This is a genomic window from Rhodococcus sp. AH-ZY2 (assembly GCF_030916465.1).
Classification (GTDB): domain Bacteria; phylum Actinomycetota; class Actinomycetes; order Mycobacteriales; family Mycobacteriaceae; genus Rhodococcus; species Rhodococcus ruber.
The window spans coordinates 20,858-41,303 of record NZ_CP126458.1 but is presented as its reverse complement, the minus strand read 5'-3'; the positions used below and the strand labels follow the sequence as shown (position 1 = coordinate 41,303).

Genomic DNA, 20,446 nt, shown 5'->3' with positions numbered 1-20,446 from the left:
CGCACGTCGACCCGGCGTTCCCACCTCCGTGTACGCCAGCAGCGAACACGCTGCTCAGCGGGGCATCAACCGGCGAATGCGCTGTCCGACGCGCTGCGGGGCGCGTTCGGGGTCGACGAGTTCGTTCTCCGCGAGGGGGCTGTCCTCGTCGGCGACGGTGCCGGGCTCGAACCGCTCGAGCGTCCGGCCCGGTCCGCGCAGCCGTTCCACCGCGGCGACGAGCGAGCCTTCGGACCGGACGGCGGAGGCGACGTCCTGCGGGGACACCCCCAGGTGCTCGGACAGCAGACGCTCCCGCATCTCGACGACCGCACGGCTGATGTGGTCGCCCTCGTGATCCGCCTCGACGAAGAGATCGCACTCGGTGTCGAAGCCCAGGGACCGGTTGTTCAGGTTCGACGAGCCGATGCGCAGCAGCACGTCGTCCATGACGACGACCTTCGCGTGCACGTAGATCGGCGCTCCGCCCGCGGTGACCGGGTAGTAGGCGGCGAACCGCCCGTGGACGTCGGCGTTCCACAGCATGTGCAGCAGCTTGCGACGGGCACCGTCCATCGCCTTCTGCTCGAGCCATCCCTCGGCGTTGCGCGGCAGGACCAGCACGATCTGCGGGCCGTCCGGTTCGTGCAGCCGCTTCGCGAGGGCTTCGGCGAGGGTCCGGGACGCCAGGTACTGGCTCTCCATGTAGAGCGTGCGACGGGCGCCGGCGATCACCGCCAGGTAGAGGGCTTCGATCTCCCGGACCTCGGCGCGGTCGCGGAGTTCGGGCAGGGTGCGGGCGACGGCGACGTCGACATCGCGCAGCGCCGGGCGCAACCCTTCGGGCCAGATGGTGTGATCGGCCTCGACCGGCTCGAGGTCCTCCCCGGTCGCAGCCTTCCACCGGGCACGGGCCTGCTCGCCGATCGCGCGGGCGGCCGCGCCGTCCACCGCGGTGGTGACGTCGTGCCACGGTCCGTACCGGCGACCGTTCGGCTCCCGCCGGTAACGGCTGCGGTCGGGATGTTCGCTGGTGTCCCACCGGTCCACGGTCATGTCGATGCCACCGCAGAACGCGACGACGTCGTCGATCACGATGATCTTCTGATGATGCGCCGCTCCCACGGGGTGGGCACCGTCGATCTCGAGCCGGAGCCGGGGGTCGCTCAGCCAGTTCAGCACGAAGACAGGTGTCATCCCGCGTCCGATGGCGGCGAATGCGCCGATGTTCCACTTCAGCAGCATCACCTCGAGATCCGGCTGCCGACGTGGCAACCACTTGAGGAAGGCACCCAGCCGGTTCGGTCCCTCGAGGGTCTTGCGATCGGGTTCGAATTTGATCCTCGTGTCGAAGTCCCACCCGATCAGGAGGATCCGTCTGCGGGCCTGCAGCATCGCCGACTTGGCGTACCGGAAATAGTCTGCGGCGTCGACGATGCAGGCGAGACGATCGGCCCGATCGACCCGCCAGCACGTCTCGCCCGGGGCGGCAATCCGCTCTGCCATGGCCGACACGCTACCCGGGAATCTCGCCCGCGCGCCGCGAGAGACGAAAGGCCGGGCAGTTGTGACGATTGTCTCCGCTTCGCGACAGCGCACCGTTCCGAGCGACCGATCCGCTTTCCGGACGAATAGGGAACGAAATCTGCGCGCCACGACGACGAGGCGATATCCGGGACTGTTGTCGCGGATATCGCCTCGTCGGCCGGAAGACGGCACCTGTGCTCGGTGTGCCTTTGCGGCTTTGCCGCCGGTGTGCCTTTGCGGCTTTGCCGCCGGTGTGCCTTTGCGGCTTTGCCGCCGGTGTGCCTTTGCGGCTTACCGCCGGTGCGCCTTGTCGAGCCGTGCTGTCAGTGTGCCTTGTTGTAGGCCTCGATGATTTCGGCGGAGATGCGTCCCCGGGCGGAGACGGGCATGTCGTTGTTACGGGCCCATTCCCGGATTTCCGCGGTTCGTTCCGAACCACCACGCGCGGACTTGCGCGCTGCGGGCGCGGTGGGCACGACCTTCGCGCGCTTGCGGCCACCGACCTTGCGGGCATGGGTGACCCAGAACTCCAGTTCTTCCCGGAGCTTGGCCGCGTTTTCCTCGGACAGATCGATCTCGTAGGTGACTCCGTCGAGCCCGAATTCCACGGATTCGTCCGCCGCCGTCTCCCCGTCCACATCGTCGATCAGGGTAACGGTGACTTTCTTTGCCATGTGCTGCAAATCCTCTCGAATGAAGAAGCGCGGCCCCCCGCGGTACGAGACAACAATACCCGGGAATCAATTCATGGCAATACGGAAATCGAATGCGACCAATTACCTCGCCGGACGAACAATTGGGAACAGGATTGTTTCCCGGATTCCGAGGCCCGTCAGCGCCATCAGCAATCGATCGATTCCCATGCCGGTCCCGGTCGTCGGAGGCATTCCCTGTTCCATCGCCGCGAGGAAATCCTCGTCGAGGACCATCGCCTCGTCGTCACCGGCGGAGGCCAGCCGCGCCTGGTCGACGAACCGCTCGCGCTGGATCACGGGGTCGACGAGTTCCGAGTAGCCGGTGGCCAGTTCGAAGCCGCGTACGTACAGGTCCCATTTCTCGGTCACACCGTTCTTGCTGCGGTGCTGCCGGGTGAGCGGCGAGGTCTCGACGGGGTAGTCCCGCACGAACGTCGGCTCGTGCAACTGGTCGCCGCACTGGTGCTCCCACAACTCCTCGACGAGTTTCCCGTGGCCCCAGCCCTTGCCCTCCGGAACCTCGAGACCCACCCGATCGGCGAGCGCATGCAGCTCCTCGAGGGACGTCTCGGGCGTGACCTCGGTGCCGATGGCCGCGGACAGTGACGGGTACATCTCCATCACTTTCCATTCGCCGCCGAGGTCGTACTCGGTGCCGTCGGCGAGGGTGACGACGTGGGTGCCGAACACCGCCATCGCCACCTCCTGGATGAGCTCGCGAATCATCGTCGCCGAATCGTCGTACGTGCCGTACGCCTCGTAGGTCTCGAGCATGGCGAATTCGGGCGAGTGCGTGGAGTCCGCACCCTCGTTGCGAAAGTTGCGGTTGATCTCGAAGACCTTCTCGATGCCACCCACCACGCAGCGCTTGAGGAACAGTTCCGGCGCGATGCGCAGGTACAGATCCATGTCGAGCGCGTTCGAATGGGTGACGAACGGACGCGCCGTCGCACCACCGTGCAGGGTCTGCAGCATCGGGGTCTCGACCTCGAGGAAGCCGCGCCGCTCGAGGGCATTGCGCAGCTCGCGCACCACCGCGACACGCATGCGGGCGTTGGCGCGGGCCTCGGGACGCACGATCAGGTCGGCGTAGCGCTGCCGGACCCGGGTCTCCTCGTTCATCTCCTTGTGCGCGACCGGCAGCGGGCGCAGCGCCTTGGCGGCCATCTGCCACGAGTCCGCCATGACGCTGAGCTCGCCGCGACGAGAACTGATCACCTCGCCGTGCACGAACACGAAGTCACCGAGGTCCACCTCGTGCTTCCACGCCGCGAGGGATTCCTCGCCGACACCGTTCAGGCTGATCATCGCCTGCAACTGGGTGCCGTCGCCCTCCTGCAGCGTGGCGAAGCAGAGCTTGCCGGTGTTGCGGAAGAAGATGACCCGGCCGGCGACGCCGACCTCCTCACCGGTGACGGTGTCGGGCTCGAGGTCGGGGTACTTCTCGCGGATCTCCGCGAGGGTGTGAGTGCGCGGAACGACGACGGGATACGCGTCCTTGCCCTGCGCCAGGATCCGTTCGCGCTTCTCGCGGCGGATACGGATCTGCTCGGGGGTGTCGTCGGACTGCTGAACCGGTGCATCACTCACGGGTGACCAGACTATCGGACCGCGTCGGACGCCCGCGCAGGACCGACGCGCCCGGGGAGACCGGCGCCCCGACGGATCAGTGTGCGGTGACGCGCGCCACGTCGTCCTCGACGTGCGGGGCGGCGGCGATCGCACCGGTCACCCCGGCCGCCGCCAGGGCCGCGTACCCGCCGACGAGACCGGTGACGCGGCGCAGGCCGAGGGCCTGCAGCCCCGCGACGACGGCATCGGTCTCCGCGCCGGAGGCCGAGACCACGACCCACTCGACGTCACGGTCGACGGCCACCGCCAGGCGCTCGTCGTCGGCGGGATGCAGACGCCGGGGCAACAGTTCCGCGGAGATGGCCAGGGCACCGGGCAGGGTGCCCTGAGCGGCGCGCTCGGCGTGGGAACGGATGTCGACGACCACCGCGCCGCGCGCGACGGTCGCGGCCAGTCCGGCCGGATAGATGCGCTCGGTGGTGAGCGGGAGGGGATGGGCGGGTGCGGCGACGAAGGATGCAGCAAGCGCAGTGCGCATGAGAGTGACTCCAGGAAGGTGTGAACGGTCGAGGCGGACGTCAGCCTCGACAACACTCCTGGGCGCTCATGCAGCGGATCACGGCGACTATTCTTGCACAGGATCGCGGTGGGCGGAACCCACTGCGGCGGATCGGGCGCCGCGCCGTGCGAGATTGCGCTCGTACACCAGGCGCAGCCCCTCCAGCGTCAGGTCCGGTTCGTGGTGCTCGAGCATCTCGGATTCCGGCATGATCAGCGGCGCACGGTCGCCGGTCCCGATGACCGCGACGTCGTCACCGTCGAAGCCGCGCTGCTCGGAACGCACCAGCCGCACCAGCCCGTCGACCATCCCGGCGAATCCGAAAACCGCACCGGACTGCATGCATTCGACGGTGTTCTTGCCGACCACGGCGCGCGGGCGCAGCAGCTCCACCTTGCGCAGCGCCGCGGACTGGGAGGCGAGCGCGTCCATCGACACCTCGATGCCGGGGGCGATGATGCCGCCGAGGAACTCCCCCTTCGCCGAGACCACGTCCACGCACGTGGACGTCCCGAAGTCCACCACGATGCACGGACCGTCGTAGAAGTGGTGTGCCGCAAGACTGTTGACGATGCGGTCGGCGCCGACCTCCTTGGGGTTGTCGACGAGCAGCGGCACCCCGGTGCGCACGCCCGGTTCGACGACCACGTGCGGCACGTGTTCCCAGTAGCGGGCCAACATCACCCGGATCTCGCGCAGCACCGACGGCACCGTGGACAGCGCGGTCACCCCGGTGATCTGATCGACGTAGCCGCCGAGCAGGCCACGGAAGATGAGCGCGAGCTCGTCGGCGGTCATCCGCGGATCGGTACGCATCCGCCAGTCCCGCAACAACTTCGCATGCGAGCCGCTGCCGGTGAACAGACCGAGGACGACGTTGGTGTTCCGGACGTCGACGGCGAGGAGCACTGTTACACCAACGAACCGGAGTCGAGCGTGGCGAGCATGCGCGGGGTGATCAGACCGGAACCCTCCGGCGCGTGCGCCGGATCGTTGCCGAGTTCGACCTGCCGGTTGTCCGCGTCGACGAACACCACGCGCGGGTTGTAGTCGCGGCATTCCTGCTCGTTCATCACGCCGTAGGCGATGAGGATGACGAGATCGCCGGGGCTCACGAGACGTGCTGCGGCACCGTTGATCCCGATGACGCCGGAGCCTCGCTCGCCCGCGATGACGTAGGTTTCGAGACGGTTGCCGTTGTCGATGTCGACGATCGCGACCTGCTCGCCCTCGAGCAGGTCGGCGGCGTCCATCAGGTCCTGGTCGACGGTCACCGAGCCCACGTAGTGCAGATCGGCGTGGGTCACCGTGGCGCGGTGGATCTTCGACTTCATCATCGTGCGGAACATGGTGTCTCCTCAGCTTTTCGTGCCGGTCGCGCTATCGGCGGGTGAGCAGGTCGTCGGGGGTGGACGCGTCGACCGGGCCGGTCTCGCGTTCGAGGAATCCGGTGCCGATTGCGACACCGACGTTGTCGATGAGCCGGGTGGTGCCGATCCGAGCGGCGATCAGCAGCCGGCCGTCGCCACGTTCCGGAGCGGGACCGAGATCCGCACCCCGCAGTTCGAGATAGTCCAGCTCCACCGAGGGCTCGGCGGCGAGCACCGCGCGTGCGGCGGTGAGCACGGCCTCCGGCCCGCCGGCGGCGGCGTGCGCCCCGGCGACCAGCGCCGCGGACAGCACGGTGGCGATCCGGCGCTGCTCCGGATCCAGGTAGCGGTTGCGCGACGACAGCGCGAGCCCGTCCTGCTCGCGCACCGTCGGCACACCCACGATGCGGACGTCGAAGTTCAGGTCCTGCACCATCTGCCGGACCAGGGCGAGCTGCTGGTAGTCCTTCTCGCCGAAGAACACGACGTTGGGCGCCGCGATCTGCAGCAGCTTCGCGACGACGGTGAGCATGCCCGCGAAGTGCGTCGGGCGGCTGCCACCCTCGAGCTCCGCTCCCAGGGGGCCCGGATGGATCATGGTCCGCCTGCCCTCGGGGTACATCGCGGCCGCCGTCGGTGCGAACGCCAGCTCGACACCGGCCTCGCGCAGCAGCGCGAGGTCCGCGTCGAGGGTGCGGGGGTAGGCGTCGAGGTCCTCACCGGCGCCGAACTGCAGCGGATTGACGAAGATCGACACCACCACCACGGCACCGGTGAGCTTCGCCTGCCGTACGAGTTCGAGGTGACCGGCGTGCAGGGCACCCATCGTCGGCACGAGCGCCACGGTGCGGCCGACGCCGCGCAGCGCCTTGGTGACCTTGGTCAGGCCGGCGGGATCGTGGTGCACGGTCAACTCGCCGCGCACGTAGCCGCCCTGTTGCGTTTCACTCACCGTGATCAGCCCCTTCGAGGATCTCCATCAGTTCCGGTTTCGCACCGGCGCGCTGCGCCGAACGCAGCGACATCGCCCGGTAGCCGGCGGCGATCCGAGGTTCGACCTCGTCGAGCACCCGCAGGTGCGTGGCCACGGCCTGCGCGTCGCCGCGAGCGACCGGACCGGTCAGCGCGGACGGTCCGCGGCGCAGCGCGTTGTCGAGCGCCGCCGCCAGCAGCGCCTGCAGCACCCGCTCCGCGACACCACCGGGCGCGTCGTCGACGAGTTGCTGGCCGAGCAGTTCGTCACCCTCGAGCGCCACCCGCAGCGCCTCCACCGCATCGACCACGAGGATGACGAGGTGGTTGCTGCCGTGGGCGAGCGCGGCGTGGTACAGCGCGCGCCGCTCCTCGCGGACGCGCACGGGTTCGCCGCCGATCTCGAGCACGAGGGACTGGGCGATCGCGTAGCCGACGTCGTCGGCGGCCGTGATGCCGAAGCACGCCGACGCGAGCCGGACGGTGTCCTCGTCGTGGCCGGTGAACGTCATCGCCGGATGGATGGCGAGCGGCACGACGCCCTGGTCTGCCAGCGGAGCGAGAACACCGACGCCGTTCGCGCCGGACGTGTGGGCGACGATCGTGCCGCGCGATACGGAACCGGTGGCGGCGAGGCCGCGGACGAGGGCGTGGAGTTCCGAGTCCGGGACGGCGAGGAGCAGCAGGTCGCAGCGAGCGGCGACCTCGTCGACGGGGAGAATTTCGGTGTCCGGGAGCCGGGTGCGGGCGCGGTGCTTGGACTGTTCGGAAACGGCGGAACAGGCCACGACCAGGTGGCCGACGCGTTCGAGTGCCGCGCCGATCGCCGTGCCCACCCGCCCGGCGGAAACGATTCCGACCGTCAGTCGTGCAGGCGCAGGCTCGTTGGTGATCCCGAAGGAGGTCACGGGAGTCCTCTCGTTCGTTCCAGTCCCGCTCGGCGGGTACCAGACGTTCCGATCGACGATAGCGCGGTGCGAGCGACCACGGCCACGGCAGAGAACGTGATCTGCGCCTCACCCGCCGTGGCGGGTGCTCAGCGCTCGGCGGACAGGGCAGCGAGGATCTCCGCGACCGTGCGCCCCTGGCTGTGCGCGCCCTCGCCCGCGTCGTCCGCCCGCCGTCGCCGGGCGCGCCGGCCCGTGGGCTCGGCGTCGCCGTCCGCGTCCGAGGCCCCGTCCTCGGGTGGCTCCGGCTGTGTCCCGGCGTCCTCGGGCTGTTCCGGTCGTGTCCCGGCGTCCTCGGGTTCCTCCGGCTGTGTCCCGGCGGCCTCGGGTTCCTCCGGCTGTGTCCCGGCCTCGGTCCGGTCCTCGGGGCCGGTCCCGTCCTGTCGTCGCGGGTCCGGCGACGCGCCGGGAGCAGCCGTCGCTCCCGCCGGGCGGCGGGGCACAGCGGTCGTCGTGTCGCCGTCGGTGACCACCGTGGTCTCGGCGGTCACCGGCTCGTCGTCGGGCGACGCGAAGAACGGTCCCGCCGGGCGGGGCGCGGCGGTGACCCGGAAGTTCCCGCCGCCGAGCTCCTGCAGTTGTCCCCGGCCCGCCCACAACGCGGCGCGGTCCTCGGGCAGCCGGCCGTCGAAGAGCACCTCGAGGTTGCGTCGCAGCGCAGCGAGCTCGGCCCGCAGGGCCGCCATCTGGTCGGCGTCGATGCGCAGCTCCGAGCGGACCTTCTCCTCGACGGTCAGCTCGTACTCGCGGCGTGCCGCGATCTCCCGTTCGAGCTGCAGTTCGTACACGGTCTGCAGATCCCGGACCTTGGCGCGGTCCAGTGCCGACTCGCGTCGGTACTTCGTCATGGCGATCGCGCCGACGGTGGCAGCCCACAGCGCGACCACCAGCCCGACACGCAACAGCTGGACGCTGTCGCTGAAGACCAGGAACAGCGACGCGATCAGCGCCAGGGCGAGCAGTGCCGCCACGATCACAGAACTCGCGCTGCGCCGTGGCCGACGACCCTTCCTCGTTCGCACCGGAGTCCCCATGGGCTCCAGACTACTGGGCGTGGCCGCCGTGACCCGAAAGTCGAGCGCACCCGGACCGCCGCCGCCGTCAGGTCGCCGGCTCGTCGGGATCTTCCGGTGTCCGGCAACAATGTTCGAGCCACAGGGCGGCACCCGCGAGTGCCACACCGGCGAGCAGCCCGACGATCACACCGGCGCTGTCCTCGACCGCGGCCTGGAGCACCGGTCGCTGCGGCACCAGGTACAGCAGGAACCCCGCCCAGATGCCCGCGCTGGCCGCACCGACCAATGCCGATGCCTTCGCGAGCGCCACCGCACGAGCCGCCGTGATGGGATGCAACTGGTGCGGCCCGTCGCCGATCTCGTGCTTGCCGACGCGGGAACGGATCATGAAGGCCAGCACCACCTCGACGATCGCGACCGGATACAGCGACGCTCCCGCATAGACGGGGATCGGCGGCAGCGTGCCGTACAGGCCGCGCGCCAGCAGCCATGCCGCGACGGCGGCGAGCACCGCCAGCGCCAGCAGATCCCGGATACGCGTCGGCTTCATCACCGCGGCGGCTCCAGCCGGTACTCGGTGCGGCGCACACCTTCGCGTTCGTCGACGGCGAGAGCCGCGAGCCACTCCGTCAACGGCCGTCGCGTGCCGTCGACCACCAGCGTCGCCTGCGGTTCGACGTCCCACCACGGGACGAGCACGAAGGCGCGCAGGTGGGCGCGCGGATGCGGCAGGGTCAGCTCGGGATCGTCGCTGAGAACCTCGCGGCCGTCCGAGTCGTGGCAGGTGACCACGTCCACGTCGAGGCTGCGCGGACCCCACCGCTGTTCCCGGACCCGGTCGGCGGCAGCCTCGAGCTGCCGGCCCAGGTCGAGCCAGCCGCGGCAGTCCAGCGACGGGTCCTCGGCGACGACGACGGCGTTGAGGAAGTCCTGCTGCTCGACCCCGCCCCACGGCGCGGTCGAATACACCGGCGACACGGCCACGATCCGGTCGGCGAGAGCTTCGGTGACCGAGCGCAGGTGCGCGGTCCGGTCCCCGATGTTCGAGCCGATGGACAGCACCGCCCGGCTCACGAGCCGCTCCGGGTGCGCTCGACCACCACCGCCACGTCCGCGAAGGTCAGCGGGATCGGCGCCGACGGCTTGTGCAGGGTGACCTCGACCCGGGTGACCCGCGGGTCGGTGAGGACGTCGGCGGCGATCTCACCGGCAACGGTCTCGATGAGGTCGCGTGACGGGCCCGCGACGATCGCGGCGGCCCGCTCGGCGAGGATGCCGTAGTGCAGGGTGTCGTCGAGGGCGTCGCTCGCCGCAGCCGGTGCGAGATCGAGCCACGCGACGATGTCCACCAGGAAGTCCTGGCCGTCGCGCTTCTCGTGGTCGAACACCCCGTGGTGGCCGCGGACCCGCAGTCCGCGCAGTTCGATCCGGTCGCTCACGCCGATCCTCCCGCCGCACTGCCGCGCTGCCACGCCCCGACGACGGCGACAGCGTCCAGCGACGCCCGCACGTCGTGCACGCGCACTCCCCACGCCCCGTGCTCCGCCGCGAGCGCCGACACGACGGCCGTGGCCACCTCGCGGCCACCAGGTGGCCGGATCGTGCCGTCGGGGGCGGCGAGCAGGGAACCGAGGAAGCGTTTGCGCGACGCACCGATCAGCACCGGGTAGCCGAGTTCGGTGAGCTCGGGCAGGCGGCGCAGCAGTTCCCAGTTGTGGTCGGCGTCCTTCACGAAGCCGAGGCCGGGATCGAGGATGATGTTCGCCGGATCCACGCCGGCCGCGATCGCGGCGTCCACCTGCACCATCAGCTCCCCGCGCACTTCGCGGACCACGTCGTCGTAGTGGGTGGATCCGCCGGCGTGCACGAAGCCGCCGGCGGGTCGCCAGTGCATGAGGATCCACGGCACGCCGGCCGCGGCCACGACCGCGGCCATGCGAGAGTCGGCGCGTCCACCCGAGACGTCGTTGACGATGGTGACCCCGGCCTCGATCGCCGCCTCGGCCACGGAGGCACGCATGGTGTCGACACTGGTGGGAATGCCGGCGGCGCTCAACGCGGCGACGACCGGCGCGACCCGCGCGGCCTCGACCTCCGGGTCGACGCGAGCCGCTCCGGGACGGGTGGATTCCCCACCGACGTCGACGATGTCCACACCCAGGTCACGCAGTTCCAGGCCGTGCGCGATCGCCGCGTCGCGGTCGAGGTACCGGCCGCCGTCCGAGAACGAATCCCGCGTCACGTTCAGCACACCCATCACCACCGGGCGACCGGGGTTCGGCAGCATGCTCACCGGCGCAGGATCAGATCCAGGGCCTCGGCACGCGACGCCGAGTTGGTCTGCAGCAACCCCCGCACCGCCGAGGTCGTGGTGCTCGCCCCCGGCTTGCGGATGCCCCGCATGGCCATGCACAGATGCTCGGCCTCGACGACCACGATCACCCCGACCGGATCCAGCTTGCGCATCAGCGCATCCGCCACCTGACTGGTCAGCCGCTCCTGCACCTGCGGCCGCTTGGCGTACAGATCCACCACCCGCGCCAGCTTCGACAGGCCCGTCACCCGGCCGGTGGGACCGGGGATGTAGCCGACGTGCGCGACCCCGTGGAACGAGACCAGGTGGTGCTCGCACGTCGAGTACATCGGAATGTCGCGGACCAGGACGAGTTCCTGATGGCCCTCGTCGAAGGTCTTGTCCAGGACCGAGTCCGGATCGGTGTACAGACCGGCGAACATCTCCCGGTACGCCCGCGCGACCCGGGCCGGGGTGTCGAGCAGCCCTTCGCGCTCGGGGTCCTCCCCCACCGCGATCAGCAGTTCCCGCACGGCCGCCTCCGCGCGAGCCTGATCGAAGGCCCGGCCCGATTCCCGGCTGCGCAGGAGCTCGCCGTCACCGCCGATCGACACGGAATCCGCCTCGGAATCCAGGTGGTTCACCGACACCAGACCGTACCTCCACTCTTCTCGACTCGGGTTCAGCGCGGACCGGTCGGCCCCTCCCACGGCTGTGTCGGCGGTGACTCGGGAGCCACGTTCCGCTCGGCCTGTCGCTCGTCCTCGTCGGCCGGGCGCGCGGGCTGGGTCCATTGCGGATACCCAGGATAGGTGCTCTGCGGCCGCTCGGACTCGGCAGGCGGCCAACCGGGTGCCGACCAGCCCGCCGGGGCGCCGTAGTCGGGCCGGGTGGCGTGGCGGGGTCCGCCCGGGTACGGCGGCTGCCCGAAGCCCGGCAGCGGCTCCGACGCGGGCGCCGGCACCGGCGCCGGATGCCCGTTGGTCGGCGCCGCGGGCTGCGACTGCGGCAGCGGCTGGGGCTGCGGCTGGGGCTGGGGCTGCGGCTGGGCAGGCTTGGTGAAGGACGGGCGCACCGCTTCCGGCGGCCACGGCTCACCGCGTTCCTTCGCCCGCTCGGCCGGCGTCTTGATGGGGGGCTTGTCCGACGGCGTGCGTCCACCGAAGTCGTTGAACTCGGTGATCCGCGGCCGCTTCTCGACGGAGGCGAGGATCCGCTCGAGATCCTTGCGGGTGAGGGTCTCGTGTTCGAGCAGTTCCCCGGCGAGCACGTCCAGCACGTCGCGGTAGTCGTTGAGGATCGCCCAGGCCTCGGTGTGCGCGGCCTCGATGAGGTTGCGCACCTCCTCGTCGATCTCGCGGGCCACCTCGTGCGAGTAGTCGGACTGCACGCCCATCGAGCGGCCGAGGAACGGGTCGCCGTGTTCCTGCCCGTAGCGGACGGCGCCGAGGCGGGCGCTCATGCCGTACTCGGTGACCATCGCACGGGCGATCTTGGTGGCCTGGTCGATGTCCGAGGAGGCACCCGTCGTCGGCTCGTGGAACACGAGTTCCTCGGCCGCGCGGCCACCCATGGCCATCACCAGGCGGGCGATCATCTCCGAGCGGGTCATCAGGCCCTTGTCGTCCTCGGGGACGGTCATCGCGTGACCGCCGGTGCGGCCGCGGGCGAGGATCGTCACCTTGTAGACGGGCTCGATGTCCGGCATCGCCCACGCGGCGAGCGTGTGCCCACCCTCGTGGTAGGCGGTGATCTTCTTCTCGTGCTCGCTGATGATGCGGCTCTTGCGGCGCGGGCCGCCGATCACCCGGTCCACCGACTCCTCGAGTGCGGCCTCGGTGATCACGGTGCCGTTCTCGCGCGCGGTGAGCAGCGCAGCCTCGTTCACGACGTTGGCCAGGTCCGCGCCGGACATGCCGACGGTGCGCTTGGCCAGCCCCTCGAGGTCGGCGTGCTGGTCGAGCGGCTTGCCCTTGGAATGCACCTGCAGGATCGCCCGGCGCCCGGCGAGGTCGGGGTTGGTGACCGGGATCTGCCGGTCGAACCGGCCCGGCCGCAGCAGGGCCGGATCCAGGATGTCGGGACGGTTGGTGGCGGCGATGAGGATGATGCCCTGCCGGTCCCCGAAGCCGTCCATTTCGACGAGCAGCTGGTTGAGCGTCTGCTCCCGTTCGTCGTGGCCGCCGCCGAGGCCGGCACCACGCTGACGGCCGACCGCGTCGATCTCGTCGACGAAGATGATGCAGGGGCTGTTCTGCTTGGCCTGCTCGAACAGGTCGCGCACGCGGGACGCACCGACGCCGACGAACATCTCCACGAAGTCCGAACCGGAGATGGTGAAGAACGGGACGCCGGCCTCACCGGCAACCGCGCGGGCGAGCAGGGTCTTGCCCGTGCCGGGAGGGCCGTACAGCAGGACGCCCTTCGGGATCTTCGCGCCGAGGGCCTGGTAGCGCGCCGGGTTCTGGAGGAAGTCCTTGATCTCGTACAGCTCTTCGACGGCCTCGTCCGCACCGGCGACGTCGGCGAACGTGGTCTTGGGCATGTCCTTGGTCAGCTGCTTGGCCTTGGACTTGCCGAAGCCCATCATCCCGCCGCGGCCACCGCCCTGCATGCGGCTCATCACGAAGAAGAACACCCCGAGCAGGATGATCATCGGGAGCACGAACAGCAGGATCGACGTCAGCCAGCTCTCCTGGGTGACGGTGGTGTCGAACTTCTCGAGGCCCGCGCCGGCGACTTTGTCGAAGATCTGCTCGGACGCCGACTCCGGGTACTTGGCGAGGATTTCGGTGTCGTCCCCGGTCGCCTCGTTGCCGCTCTTCAGCCACAGGCGTACCTGCTGCTCGCGGTCGTCGATCTGCGCCCGGCTGACGTTGTCCGCATCGAGCTGAGCAAGCGCGACAGACGTGTCCACCTTGGTGAAACCGCGGGTGTCGTCGCCGAAGTAGCTGAAGGCGTAGATGACCAACAGGATGCCGGCGACGATCGCCAGATTACGGAACACTGTCTTGCGGTTCATACAGGTTCGGCCCGGCCGGCCGGTCCTTTCGATAGTGCGGTCATCATCGTGGTCGTCCCGAGGAGTCCGGCGACGAACCGGACACCGCAAGGTTACCGCGTGTACGCGCAGCGTTGCCCTCGCGCGCCCGCACGGTTCGAGGGGTCAACGTCCGGGGCCACCCGGAGGTTCCCGCCGGTCGCGTCAGCCGCCTGCGGGCACGGGCCCCACCGTGGTTATCATTTCGCATGGCCATGCAGGAGCCGGAATCTGCAACCGAGGCCGACCCGACCCATTCCGCTGCGGCCGAGCCGACCCGCACGGTTGCGGCCGATCCCACCCGTACAGCCGAGGCGGAGCCGACCCGCACCGCCGAGGCCGACCCGACCCGCACCGCCGAGGCCGACCCGACCCGCACCGCCGAGGCCGACCCGACCCGCACCGCCGAGGCCGACCCGACTCGCACCGCCGAGGCGGAGCCGACCCGCACGGCCGCCGTGGAGCTCACCCGTACGGCCGATGCGCCCACCGAACCGGCCCGTACCAGCGCGGTCGTCCCTCGCGGCGAAGCGACGACCGAGCCGTTCCCGGTCCGCGTCCCGACCGGCATCGACGACGTCGAAGCCGGGAACCGGATCGACGACTTCGACCTGCTCACCAACCTCGGCCGCGGCGCCTTCGGGCGGGTGTTCCTGGCCCGGCAGCACTCGATGCAGCGGCTCGTCGCCGTGAAGATCTCCCCCGACCGCGGTACCGAGGCCCAGACCCTCGCCCAGCTCGACCACGACTACATCGTCCGTGTCTTCGACCAGCGGATCCTGCCGGACCACGGCCTGCGGCTGCTGTACATGCAGTATCTGCCGGGTGGGACGCTGCTGCGGGTGCTGCACCGGGTGCGCACCACCCCACCCGAGCAGCGCAGCGGCCGGCTCCTGCTCGACGTCGTCGACGAGACCCTCGCCGAGAAGGGGGAGATCCGGCCCGCCGAGTCGACCGTGCGCAGCCGGCTCGAGAACCTGAGCTGGCCCGAGACCGTCGCGTGGCTCGGGCGCCGGCTCGCATCCGCACTGGACTACGCCGATCGGCGCGGAGTGCTGCACCGCGACGTGAAGCCCGCCAACGTTCTGCTCACGGCGGAGGGCGTGCCCAAGCTCGCCGACTTCAACATCAGTTTCGCCGAGTCCGTCGGTGGCACGTCGGCCGTGGCGTACCTCGGCGGGTCCCTGGCGTACATGTCGCCCGAGCAGCTCGAGGCGTGCCATCCCGGTCTGCCCGGCACCGCCGCGGACATGGACACCCGCAGCGACATCTACGCGCTCGGGGTCATGTTGTGGGAACTGCTCACGGGTGGCCGGCCCAACAGCGAGGACGACCTGGGCGCCGAAACCCTGCCCGCACTCGAGACGATGCTCGCGCGGCGACGCTCCGGACTGACCGCGGCCGCGCGCGAGCGGATCCCGGCCGACTGCCCCCAGACTCTGCTGCGGGTGCTCGCGAAGTGCCTCGAACCGGATCCGGCGGATCGGTGGGCGTCGGGTGCGGAGCTGGCACAGCAGTTCGACCTGTGCCTCGATCCGCGGGCCCGGGACCTCGTCGACCCGCCGCCGCACAGCTGGCGCGCCCGGCTCCGGCGCCCCGTGGTGCCGATCCTCACCGCCGCGATCGCGATCCCGAACGTGCTGGCCGCGCTCTACAACTACCAGCACAATGCGAACCTGATCGTCGACCGGCTCCCACCGGACACCCAGCGCGAATTCGAGCAGCTCGCGCTGATCATCAACGGGATCACCTTCCCGCTCGGCACGGTGATCATCGTGTATCTGTGCCGACGGTTGATCACCGTCCCGCGCGGTCTGCACCGCGGCCGCAGCTACGACGCGGTGGAACTCGCCCGGGCGCGGCACGACGCACTGCTGATCAGCGATCGCGTCGCCGCCGTGGTGATGACCCTGTGGACGGTCGCCGGCATCGCGTTCCCGGTGGCACTGCACTTCGTCGGCGGCAACATCGACGGCCCCTCCGCCGCGCACTTCCTCACGTCGATCCTGGTGTGCGGGGCGATCGCCGTCGCCTATCCGTTCTTCCTGGTCGCCTTCTACATGGTGCGATCGTTGTATCCGGCCTTCCTGCCGCACGGGGCGACCGACGCCACGGATGCCCGCGAACTCGAGGGCCTGCACCGCCGCAGTGTGCGCTACCTGGCGCTGGCGGCGGCCGTTCCGCTCGTCGGGGTGGCCGGCGTGACGTACCTCTCACCCGAGGAGATCCAGCAGGTCCTCGTCGCGGTGCGGGTACTGGCGGTGGGCAGCATCGCCGCGTTCGTGCTCGTGTACTGGTTGTTCCGCATCATGGAGGACGACCTGCGCGCCCTGCAGCGCGGCGTGGCCCCGACCCGGGCGACGCGCGAGCCGGTGAAGCCGGGCCCGGATCAGTCGGTGTAGACCTTCGGGTCGAGGGTGCCGATGTACGGCAGATCGCGGTAGCGCTCGTCGTAGTCGAGGCCGTAGCCGACGACGAACTCGTCCGGGATGTCGAATCCCACGTCGGCGACGTGGACGTCGACCTTCACGGCCTCCGGTTTGCGCAGCAGCGTCACCACCTCGAGGGACGCCGGGTTCCGGGAGGAGAGGTTGCGCATGAGCCAGGACAGCGTGAGGCCGGAGTCGATGATGTCCTCGACGATCAGCACGTTCCGGCCGGCGATGTCCTTGTCGAGGTCCTTGAGGATGCGCACCACGCCGGACGACGAGGTGGACGACCCGTACGAGCTGACCGCCATGAATTCCATCTGGGTGGGGATCGGCAGCGCCCGCGCGAAGTCGGTCATGAAGAAGATCGCGCCCTTGAGCACGCCGATGAGCAGCAGATCACCTTCCGGTGCGCCCACCGGATAGCGCGCGGCGATGGTCTCGGCCAGCTCCTTCGTGCGCTGTTCGATCTGTTCCTCGGAGATCAGTACCGACGCGATGTCGTTCTCGTACACCGGGTTCATCCTGCCTTCCCTCAGTCGTCCGCACCCTGTCGCCGGCCGACGAACTCGACGATCAGCCTGCCACGCCGACGCGTGACGACCAACCTGACGCCGGGCTGCGGCCCGCCGCCCACGGCGACGCCGCCCTGGCCGCGCCACTGCCCGATCAGGTCGTCGACGGCTCGCAGCTTGCGGTCCGTCGGGGCGGAGGCCCCCGAGTCGAGCAGCCATCGTCGCAGGATCCGTCGTCGTACCGCGACGGGCGTGCCGGCGAGGACGTCCACCGCCAGCCCGGTCCCGGCCCGGGCCTCCCCCAGCCGGCGCCCGGCCAGTTCCTCCAGCGCGTCCTCGTCCTCGCGCAGCTGCGCGGCCGTGCGCGCGAGGGCCGGTGCGACCCCACCGCCGAGCACGTCCTCGAGCAGCGGCAGCACCTCCTCACGCAGCCGCACCCTGGTGAAACGACGGTCGCTGTTGTGCGCGTCCTCGTAGGGCGTGTACCCCAGTTCCGCACAGGCCCGGCGGGTGACGTCGCGACGCACGCCGAGCAGGGGGCGCCCCCACGGCTCGTCGAACTCGCACATGCCGCGCAGGGAGCGGGCCCCGGAACCGCGGCCCAGCCCCAGCAGCACCGTCTCGGCCTGATCGTCGAGCGTGTGCCCGAGCAGCACCGGCAATCCCGCCCGGGCCTCGTCGAGAGCCCGGTAGCGGGCCGCACGCGCGGCCGCCTCGGGACCGCCGGGGCCGGTCACCGCGACGCGGACGACCTGTACCGACTCGCATCCGGCCGACCGGGCGAATGCCGCGGCGCGGGCGGCGACGTCGCCGGAGCCGGGCTGCAGGCCGTGGTCGACGACGACGGCGTGCACCGAATCCGCCTCGGCAACGGCGGCGACGGTCAGAGCCGACGAGTCGGCGCCGCCGGACAGGCCGACCGCGACGGACCGGCCGTGGGCCGCGACCCAGCGCCGGACGGCCAGACGCACCTCGTGGACGGCAGGGGTCTCGGGCAGGAGCGGTCGATCGGACGACACCGTCAGGCCAGTACCCGTGCGATCCACGCGTCGGGGTCGTCGATCTCGGCGAGGGTCGGCATCGCGTCGGGTCCGCTCCAGACGGTGTTGAACCGGGCCATGCCCACCCGTTCGACGACAGTGTCGACGAACTTCTTGCCCTGCACGTACTGGGCCATCTTGGCGTCCATCCCGAGCAGTGCACGGACGATGCGGTGGACGGGGTTCACGGCGCGCCGGCGACGGTTGTCGAACGCGCGCCGGATCTGCGCGACGGCGGGCACCACGGAGGGTCCGACCGCGTCCATCACGTGGTCGGCGTGGCCCTCGAGCACGGTACCCAGGGCCAGCATGCGGTCGAGGGCGGTGCGCTGGGGTTCGGACTGCACCGCTCGGACGAGACCGAGCACACCGCGCTCGGCCATGGGCTTCTCCTCCCCCGGCCGGCGATCGCGCAGGACCCCGGTGATCCGGCCTGCGAGATCGGTGAACGACTCGTCCACGGTCCGGCCCAGCTCCGCCGCCGCCTCGCGCATCAGGTCCGCCATCCACGGGGCCTCGGCGAACTGCACGCGGTGGGTGACCTCGTGCAGGCACACCCACATCCGGAAGTCGGCGGTGGGCACCCGCAGCGCCCGCTCGACGGCGACGACGTTCGGGGCGACGAGCAGCAGCGACCGCGAGAACGGGTCGTACTGACCGAGCACGGCGGTGGACAGGTACGCGAGCATCGCGCCGGCCTGCATGCCGGCGGGCTTGCCGACCCACCGGCCCTCGGTGGGCCCGGAACCGGTGAGGTCCGCCATCGACCTGGCGGCGGCGTGCACCCATTCGGACCGGTCGACCACCGCGGCCGGCGGCACGTCTCGCCCGTCGCCGAGGCCGGTCAGCTCCCGCACCGGTGGCTCGGCGCGGTCGGCGGCCGAGGCCAGCTCGGCGACGACGGTCTCGGCGGTGTACCGCGACATCGCCGGGCCCGGCCGGGTCAGGCGCGCTCCGACCCCGGCCGCGAACTTCCAGTCGATCGCGTCACCCAGCGTCCGGTCCCGGTCGGTCATCGGCATCCGCATCCTCGGAGGGTCGCCGCCACCGCGTCGAGGGCAGGTCGGCTCTCGCCCGGCGAACGGTCGTTGGACAACAGGGCGAACGTCAGCACCCGGCCGTCGGTGTCGACGACGAATCCGGTCAGACCGCTCGCCTGCGACAGGGTGCCCGTCTTCGCGCGAACCCAACCCGCCCCGTCGCGGTTGGTCGAGGCGTAGCGCTCCGAGAGGGTGCCGGTGGCGCCCGCGACCGGCAGGTAGTCCAGCATCGGGCGCAGCGACGCCTGTTCGGTTCCGGCGGCGGCGGCCATCACCGCGTCGAGGAGCCGAGCGGGAATCCGGTTGTCGACGGACAGGCCGCTCACGTCGTGGAGGGTGAGCCCGGTCAGGTCGAATCCGGCCTCGCGCAGGGCCGCGGCGACGCTGTCGACCGCGCCGCGGAAGGACGGCTCGACACCCTCGGCCGCGGCGATCTCGCGGCCGACGGCCTCGGCCAGGACATTGTCGGAGTAACCCATCATCTGCCCCAGCCGATCGCGCAGCGGCGCCGACTGCACAGCGGCCAGCGGAGCCGCTCCGGGCCGGACTGTCCCGGTGGCGACCCGGGCGGGGTCCGCGCCGAGCGCGGCGGCGAGGGCCCGGCCGGCATCGAGGGCGGGGGTGGGGGTGCGCGGCGACTCGTCCTCGAGGGGGTTCAGCCGGCCGCCGTCGAGCATCACCGGTTCGATCGGCGCCACGGAGCCGCCGGCGATGTCGGCGGGGAACCATCCGGTGGCCAGGGCGTCACCGGCGTAGGCACCGGTGTCGACGAGCACCGTGTCGACGACGACGCCGCTGCGCTGGATCTGCTGCACGAGGTCGGCGATGCGCGGGGCGCCGGCGTAGAAGCCGGGCTCGCCGGGGGGCTGGGCGGTGAGGGTGGGATCGCCACCGGCGACGAGCACGATCTCCCCCGGCCGGCTGCCCTCGACGACCTTGGTGGTGACCCGGTGTTCGGCGGGCAGGGCGAGCAGCGCTGCGGCGGCGGTGAGAACCTTCGTCGTCGACGCCGGGATCATCGGCCGGGCCGGGTCCTTCGACCACAGCACGGTGCCCGTGGCGGCGTCGGTGATCGAACCGGTGAAGTTGCCCAGCCCCGCGTTCCCCAGCGCCGGCGCGAGCGTGGCGGCCAGGGCGGGGCCGGTGGGGGCGAGGGCGTCGGCCGGTACCGGGGCCACCTGCGGGGTCGCGGTGACGGGCGCCGGTGCCGGCGCTATCGCGGCGGCGGCCTCGCCGCTGCGGAAGTCGGAGAGCGCGAAGGCCCCTCCCACGAGCAGCGCGACGGTCCCCGCTGCCCAGATGGTGAACAGGATCCGGAGGTTCCGGCGGCGCCGTCCCGCCAGTGTGCCCAGCTTCTTCTTGCCCTGCCCCGCCAACACGCCTCCGCTGTGTCGAATCCCGCGGCGTTCGCCCCGGCGAATCCCGCGCCCTGGTGACCGCCCCGGTGGTCCG

At 70.9% G+C, this 20,446-nt stretch carries 20 protein-coding genes; 1 reads left to right on the top strand and 19 read right to left on the bottom strand.

All coding sequences use genetic code 11. From position 1 onward, the window contains the following. Nucleotides 1–54: 54 nt before the first annotated feature. From QNA09_RS01010 to ftsH, 15 genes are all read right to left on the bottom strand, one after another. On the bottom strand, nt 55–1,485 hold the full coding sequence (locus tag QNA09_RS01010) for a phospholipase D-like domain-containing protein (RefSeq protein ID WP_026137980.1): 1,431 nt from the start codon (nt 1,483–1,485) through the stop codon (nt 55–57). Between the two features lie 344 nt (nt 1,486–1,829). Next, nucleotides 1,830–2,180, bottom strand: coding sequence for an Lsr2 family protein (locus QNA09_RS01005; RefSeq protein ID WP_010594605.1), 351 nt, complete (start codon nt 2,178–2,180; stop codon nt 1,830–1,832). A 102-nt stretch (nt 2,181–2,282) separates the two neighbouring features. Then, a complete protein-coding gene (lysS, locus tag QNA09_RS01000; RefSeq protein WP_010594606.1) occupies nt 2,283–3,791 on the bottom strand; it encodes a lysine--tRNA ligase in 1,509 nt (502 codons plus the stop codon). Between the two features lie 76 nt (nt 3,792–3,867). Beyond that, complete coding sequence (locus QNA09_RS00995) at nt 3,868–4,311, bottom strand: rhodanese-like domain-containing protein (protein WP_048773415.1); 444 nt, start codon at nt 4,309–4,311, stop codon at nt 3,868–3,870. An 87-nt stretch (nt 4,312–4,398) separates the two neighbouring features. Next, nucleotides 4,399–5,241, bottom strand: a complete 843-nt coding sequence (locus tag QNA09_RS00990) for a type III pantothenate kinase (RefSeq protein ID WP_010594608.1) — start codon at nt 5,239–5,241, stop codon at nt 4,399–4,401. 2 nt (nt 5,242–5,243) lie between these two features. Next, nucleotides 5,244–5,681: an aspartate 1-decarboxylase gene (panD, locus tag QNA09_RS00985; protein ID WP_003935999.1), complete on the bottom strand. Its 438-nt coding sequence runs from the start codon at nt 5,679–5,681 to the stop codon at nt 5,244–5,246. Between the two features lie 31 nt (nt 5,682–5,712). Then, complete coding sequence (panC, locus tag QNA09_RS00980; RefSeq protein ID WP_010594609.1) at nt 5,713–6,654, bottom strand: pantoate--beta-alanine ligase; 942 nt, start codon at nt 6,652–6,654, stop codon at nt 5,713–5,715. Beyond that, entirely contained in the window at nt 6,647–7,582 is a 936-nt protein-coding gene (locus QNA09_RS00975) for a DUF2520 domain-containing protein (RefSeq protein WP_308072165.1), read from the bottom strand. Before QNA09_RS00975 ends, panC begins: the two co-directional genes overlap by 8 nt. A gap of 128 nt (nt 7,583–7,710) precedes the next feature. Beyond that, nucleotides 7,711–8,598, bottom strand: a complete 888-nt coding sequence (locus tag QNA09_RS00970) for a DUF6779 domain-containing protein (RefSeq protein ID WP_010594612.1) — start codon at nt 8,596–8,598, stop codon at nt 7,711–7,713. Between the two features lie 124 nt (nt 8,599–8,722). Further along, entirely contained in the window at nt 8,723–9,187 is a 465-nt protein-coding gene (locus tag QNA09_RS00965) for a DUF3180 domain-containing protein (RefSeq protein ID WP_017681654.1), read from the bottom strand. Next, on the bottom strand, nt 9,187–9,711 hold the full coding sequence (gene folK / locus QNA09_RS00960; RefSeq protein ID WP_010594614.1) for a 2-amino-4-hydroxy-6-hydroxymethyldihydropteridine diphosphokinase: 525 nt from the start codon (nt 9,709–9,711) through the stop codon (nt 9,187–9,189). The genes QNA09_RS00965 and folK overlap by 1 nt, the downstream gene beginning before the upstream one ends. Beyond that, complete coding sequence (folB, locus tag QNA09_RS00955) at nt 9,708–10,076, bottom strand: dihydroneopterin aldolase (RefSeq protein WP_010594615.1); 369 nt, start codon at nt 10,074–10,076, stop codon at nt 9,708–9,710. Before folB ends, folK begins: the two co-directional genes overlap by 4 nt. Further along, nucleotides 10,073–10,924: a dihydropteroate synthase gene (gene folP, locus QNA09_RS00950; RefSeq protein ID WP_085997952.1), complete on the bottom strand. Its 852-nt coding sequence runs from the start codon at nt 10,922–10,924 to the stop codon at nt 10,073–10,075. Before folP ends, folB begins: the two co-directional genes overlap by 4 nt. 2 nt (nt 10,925–10,926) lie before the next feature. Then, a complete protein-coding gene (folE, locus tag QNA09_RS00945) occupies nt 10,927–11,544 on the bottom strand; it encodes a GTP cyclohydrolase I FolE (protein ID WP_371851040.1) in 618 nt (205 codons plus the stop codon). 68 nt (nt 11,545–11,612) lie between these two features. Then, nucleotides 11,613–13,952, bottom strand: coding sequence for an ATP-dependent zinc metalloprotease FtsH (ftsH, locus tag QNA09_RS00940; RefSeq protein WP_059175012.1), 2,340 nt, complete (start codon nt 13,950–13,952; stop codon nt 11,613–11,615). A 227-nt stretch (nt 13,953–14,179) separates the two neighbouring features. Between ftsH and QNA09_RS00935 the strand changes: the two genes are divergently transcribed. After that, nucleotides 14,180–16,372: a protein kinase gene (locus QNA09_RS00935; RefSeq protein WP_119699363.1), complete on the top strand. Its 2,193-nt coding sequence runs from the start codon at nt 14,180–14,182 to the stop codon at nt 16,370–16,372. Here the strand turns inward: QNA09_RS00935 and hpt are convergent. The 4 genes from hpt to dacB are packed head-to-tail and all read right to left on the bottom strand — an operon-like array spanning nt 16,360 to nt 20,373. Then, nucleotides 16,360–16,914: a hypoxanthine phosphoribosyltransferase gene (gene hpt / locus QNA09_RS00930; RefSeq protein WP_003938265.1), complete on the bottom strand. Its 555-nt coding sequence runs from the start codon at nt 16,912–16,914 to the stop codon at nt 16,360–16,362. The genes QNA09_RS00935 and hpt overlap by 13 nt on opposite strands. A 20-nt stretch (nt 16,915–16,934) precedes the next feature. Further along, complete coding sequence (tilS, locus tag QNA09_RS00925) at nt 16,935–17,933, bottom strand: tRNA lysidine(34) synthetase TilS (protein WP_119699362.1); 999 nt, start codon at nt 17,931–17,933, stop codon at nt 16,935–16,937. A gap of 2 nt (nt 17,934–17,935) precedes the next feature. Beyond that, the gene (locus QNA09_RS00920) at nt 17,936–18,976 is read right to left on the bottom strand and encodes a zinc-dependent metalloprotease (RefSeq protein ID WP_010594621.1); all 1,041 of its coding nucleotides are present in this window, start codon (nt 18,974–18,976) and stop codon (nt 17,936–17,938) included. After that, nucleotides 18,967–20,373 carry a D-alanyl-D-alanine carboxypeptidase/D-alanyl-D-alanine-endopeptidase gene (gene dacB / locus QNA09_RS00915; RefSeq protein WP_010594622.1) on the bottom strand — a complete coding sequence of 469 codons (1,407 nt, stop codon included), beginning with the start codon at nt 20,371–20,373 and terminating at the stop codon, nt 18,967–18,969. The genes QNA09_RS00920 and dacB overlap by 10 nt, the downstream gene beginning before the upstream one ends. Between the last annotated feature and the right edge of the window lie 73 nt (nt 20,374–20,446).

What these genes read in the sequence shown, in the direction of transcription:
- QNA09_RS01010 (WP_026137980.1), bottom strand. Translation starts at nt 1,485, where the DNA reads ATGGCAGAGCGGATTGCCGCCCCGGGCGAGACGTGCTGGCGGGTCGAT.
- QNA09_RS01005 (WP_010594605.1), bottom strand. Translation starts at nt 2,180, where the DNA reads ATGGCAAAGAAAGTCACCGTTACCCTGATCGACGATGTGGACGGGGAG.
- QNA09_RS00995 (WP_048773415.1), bottom strand. Translation starts at nt 4,311, where the DNA reads ATGCGCACTGCGCTTGCTGCATCCTTCGTCGCCGCACCCGCCCATCCC.
- panD (WP_003935999.1), bottom strand. Translation starts at nt 5,681, where the DNA reads ATGTTCCGCACGATGATGAAGTCGAAGATCCACCGCGCCACGGTGACC.
- QNA09_RS00965 (WP_017681654.1), bottom strand. Translation starts at nt 9,187, where the DNA reads ATGAAGCCGACGCGTATCCGGGATCTGCTGGCGCTGGCGGTGCTCGCC.
- folP (WP_085997952.1), bottom strand. Translation starts at nt 10,924, where the DNA reads ATGCTGCCGAACCCCGGTCGCCCGGTGGTGATGGGTGTGCTGAACGTG.
- ftsH (WP_059175012.1), bottom strand. Translation starts at nt 13,952, where the DNA reads ATGAACCGCAAGACAGTGTTCCGTAATCTGGCGATCGTCGCCGGCATC.
- QNA09_RS00935 (WP_119699363.1), top strand. Translation starts at nt 14,180, where the DNA reads ATGGCCATGCAGGAGCCGGAATCTGCAACCGAGGCCGACCCGACCCAT.
- QNA09_RS00920 (WP_010594621.1), bottom strand. Translation starts at nt 18,976, where the DNA reads ATGCCGATGACCGACCGGGACCGGACGCTGGGTGACGCGATCGACTGG.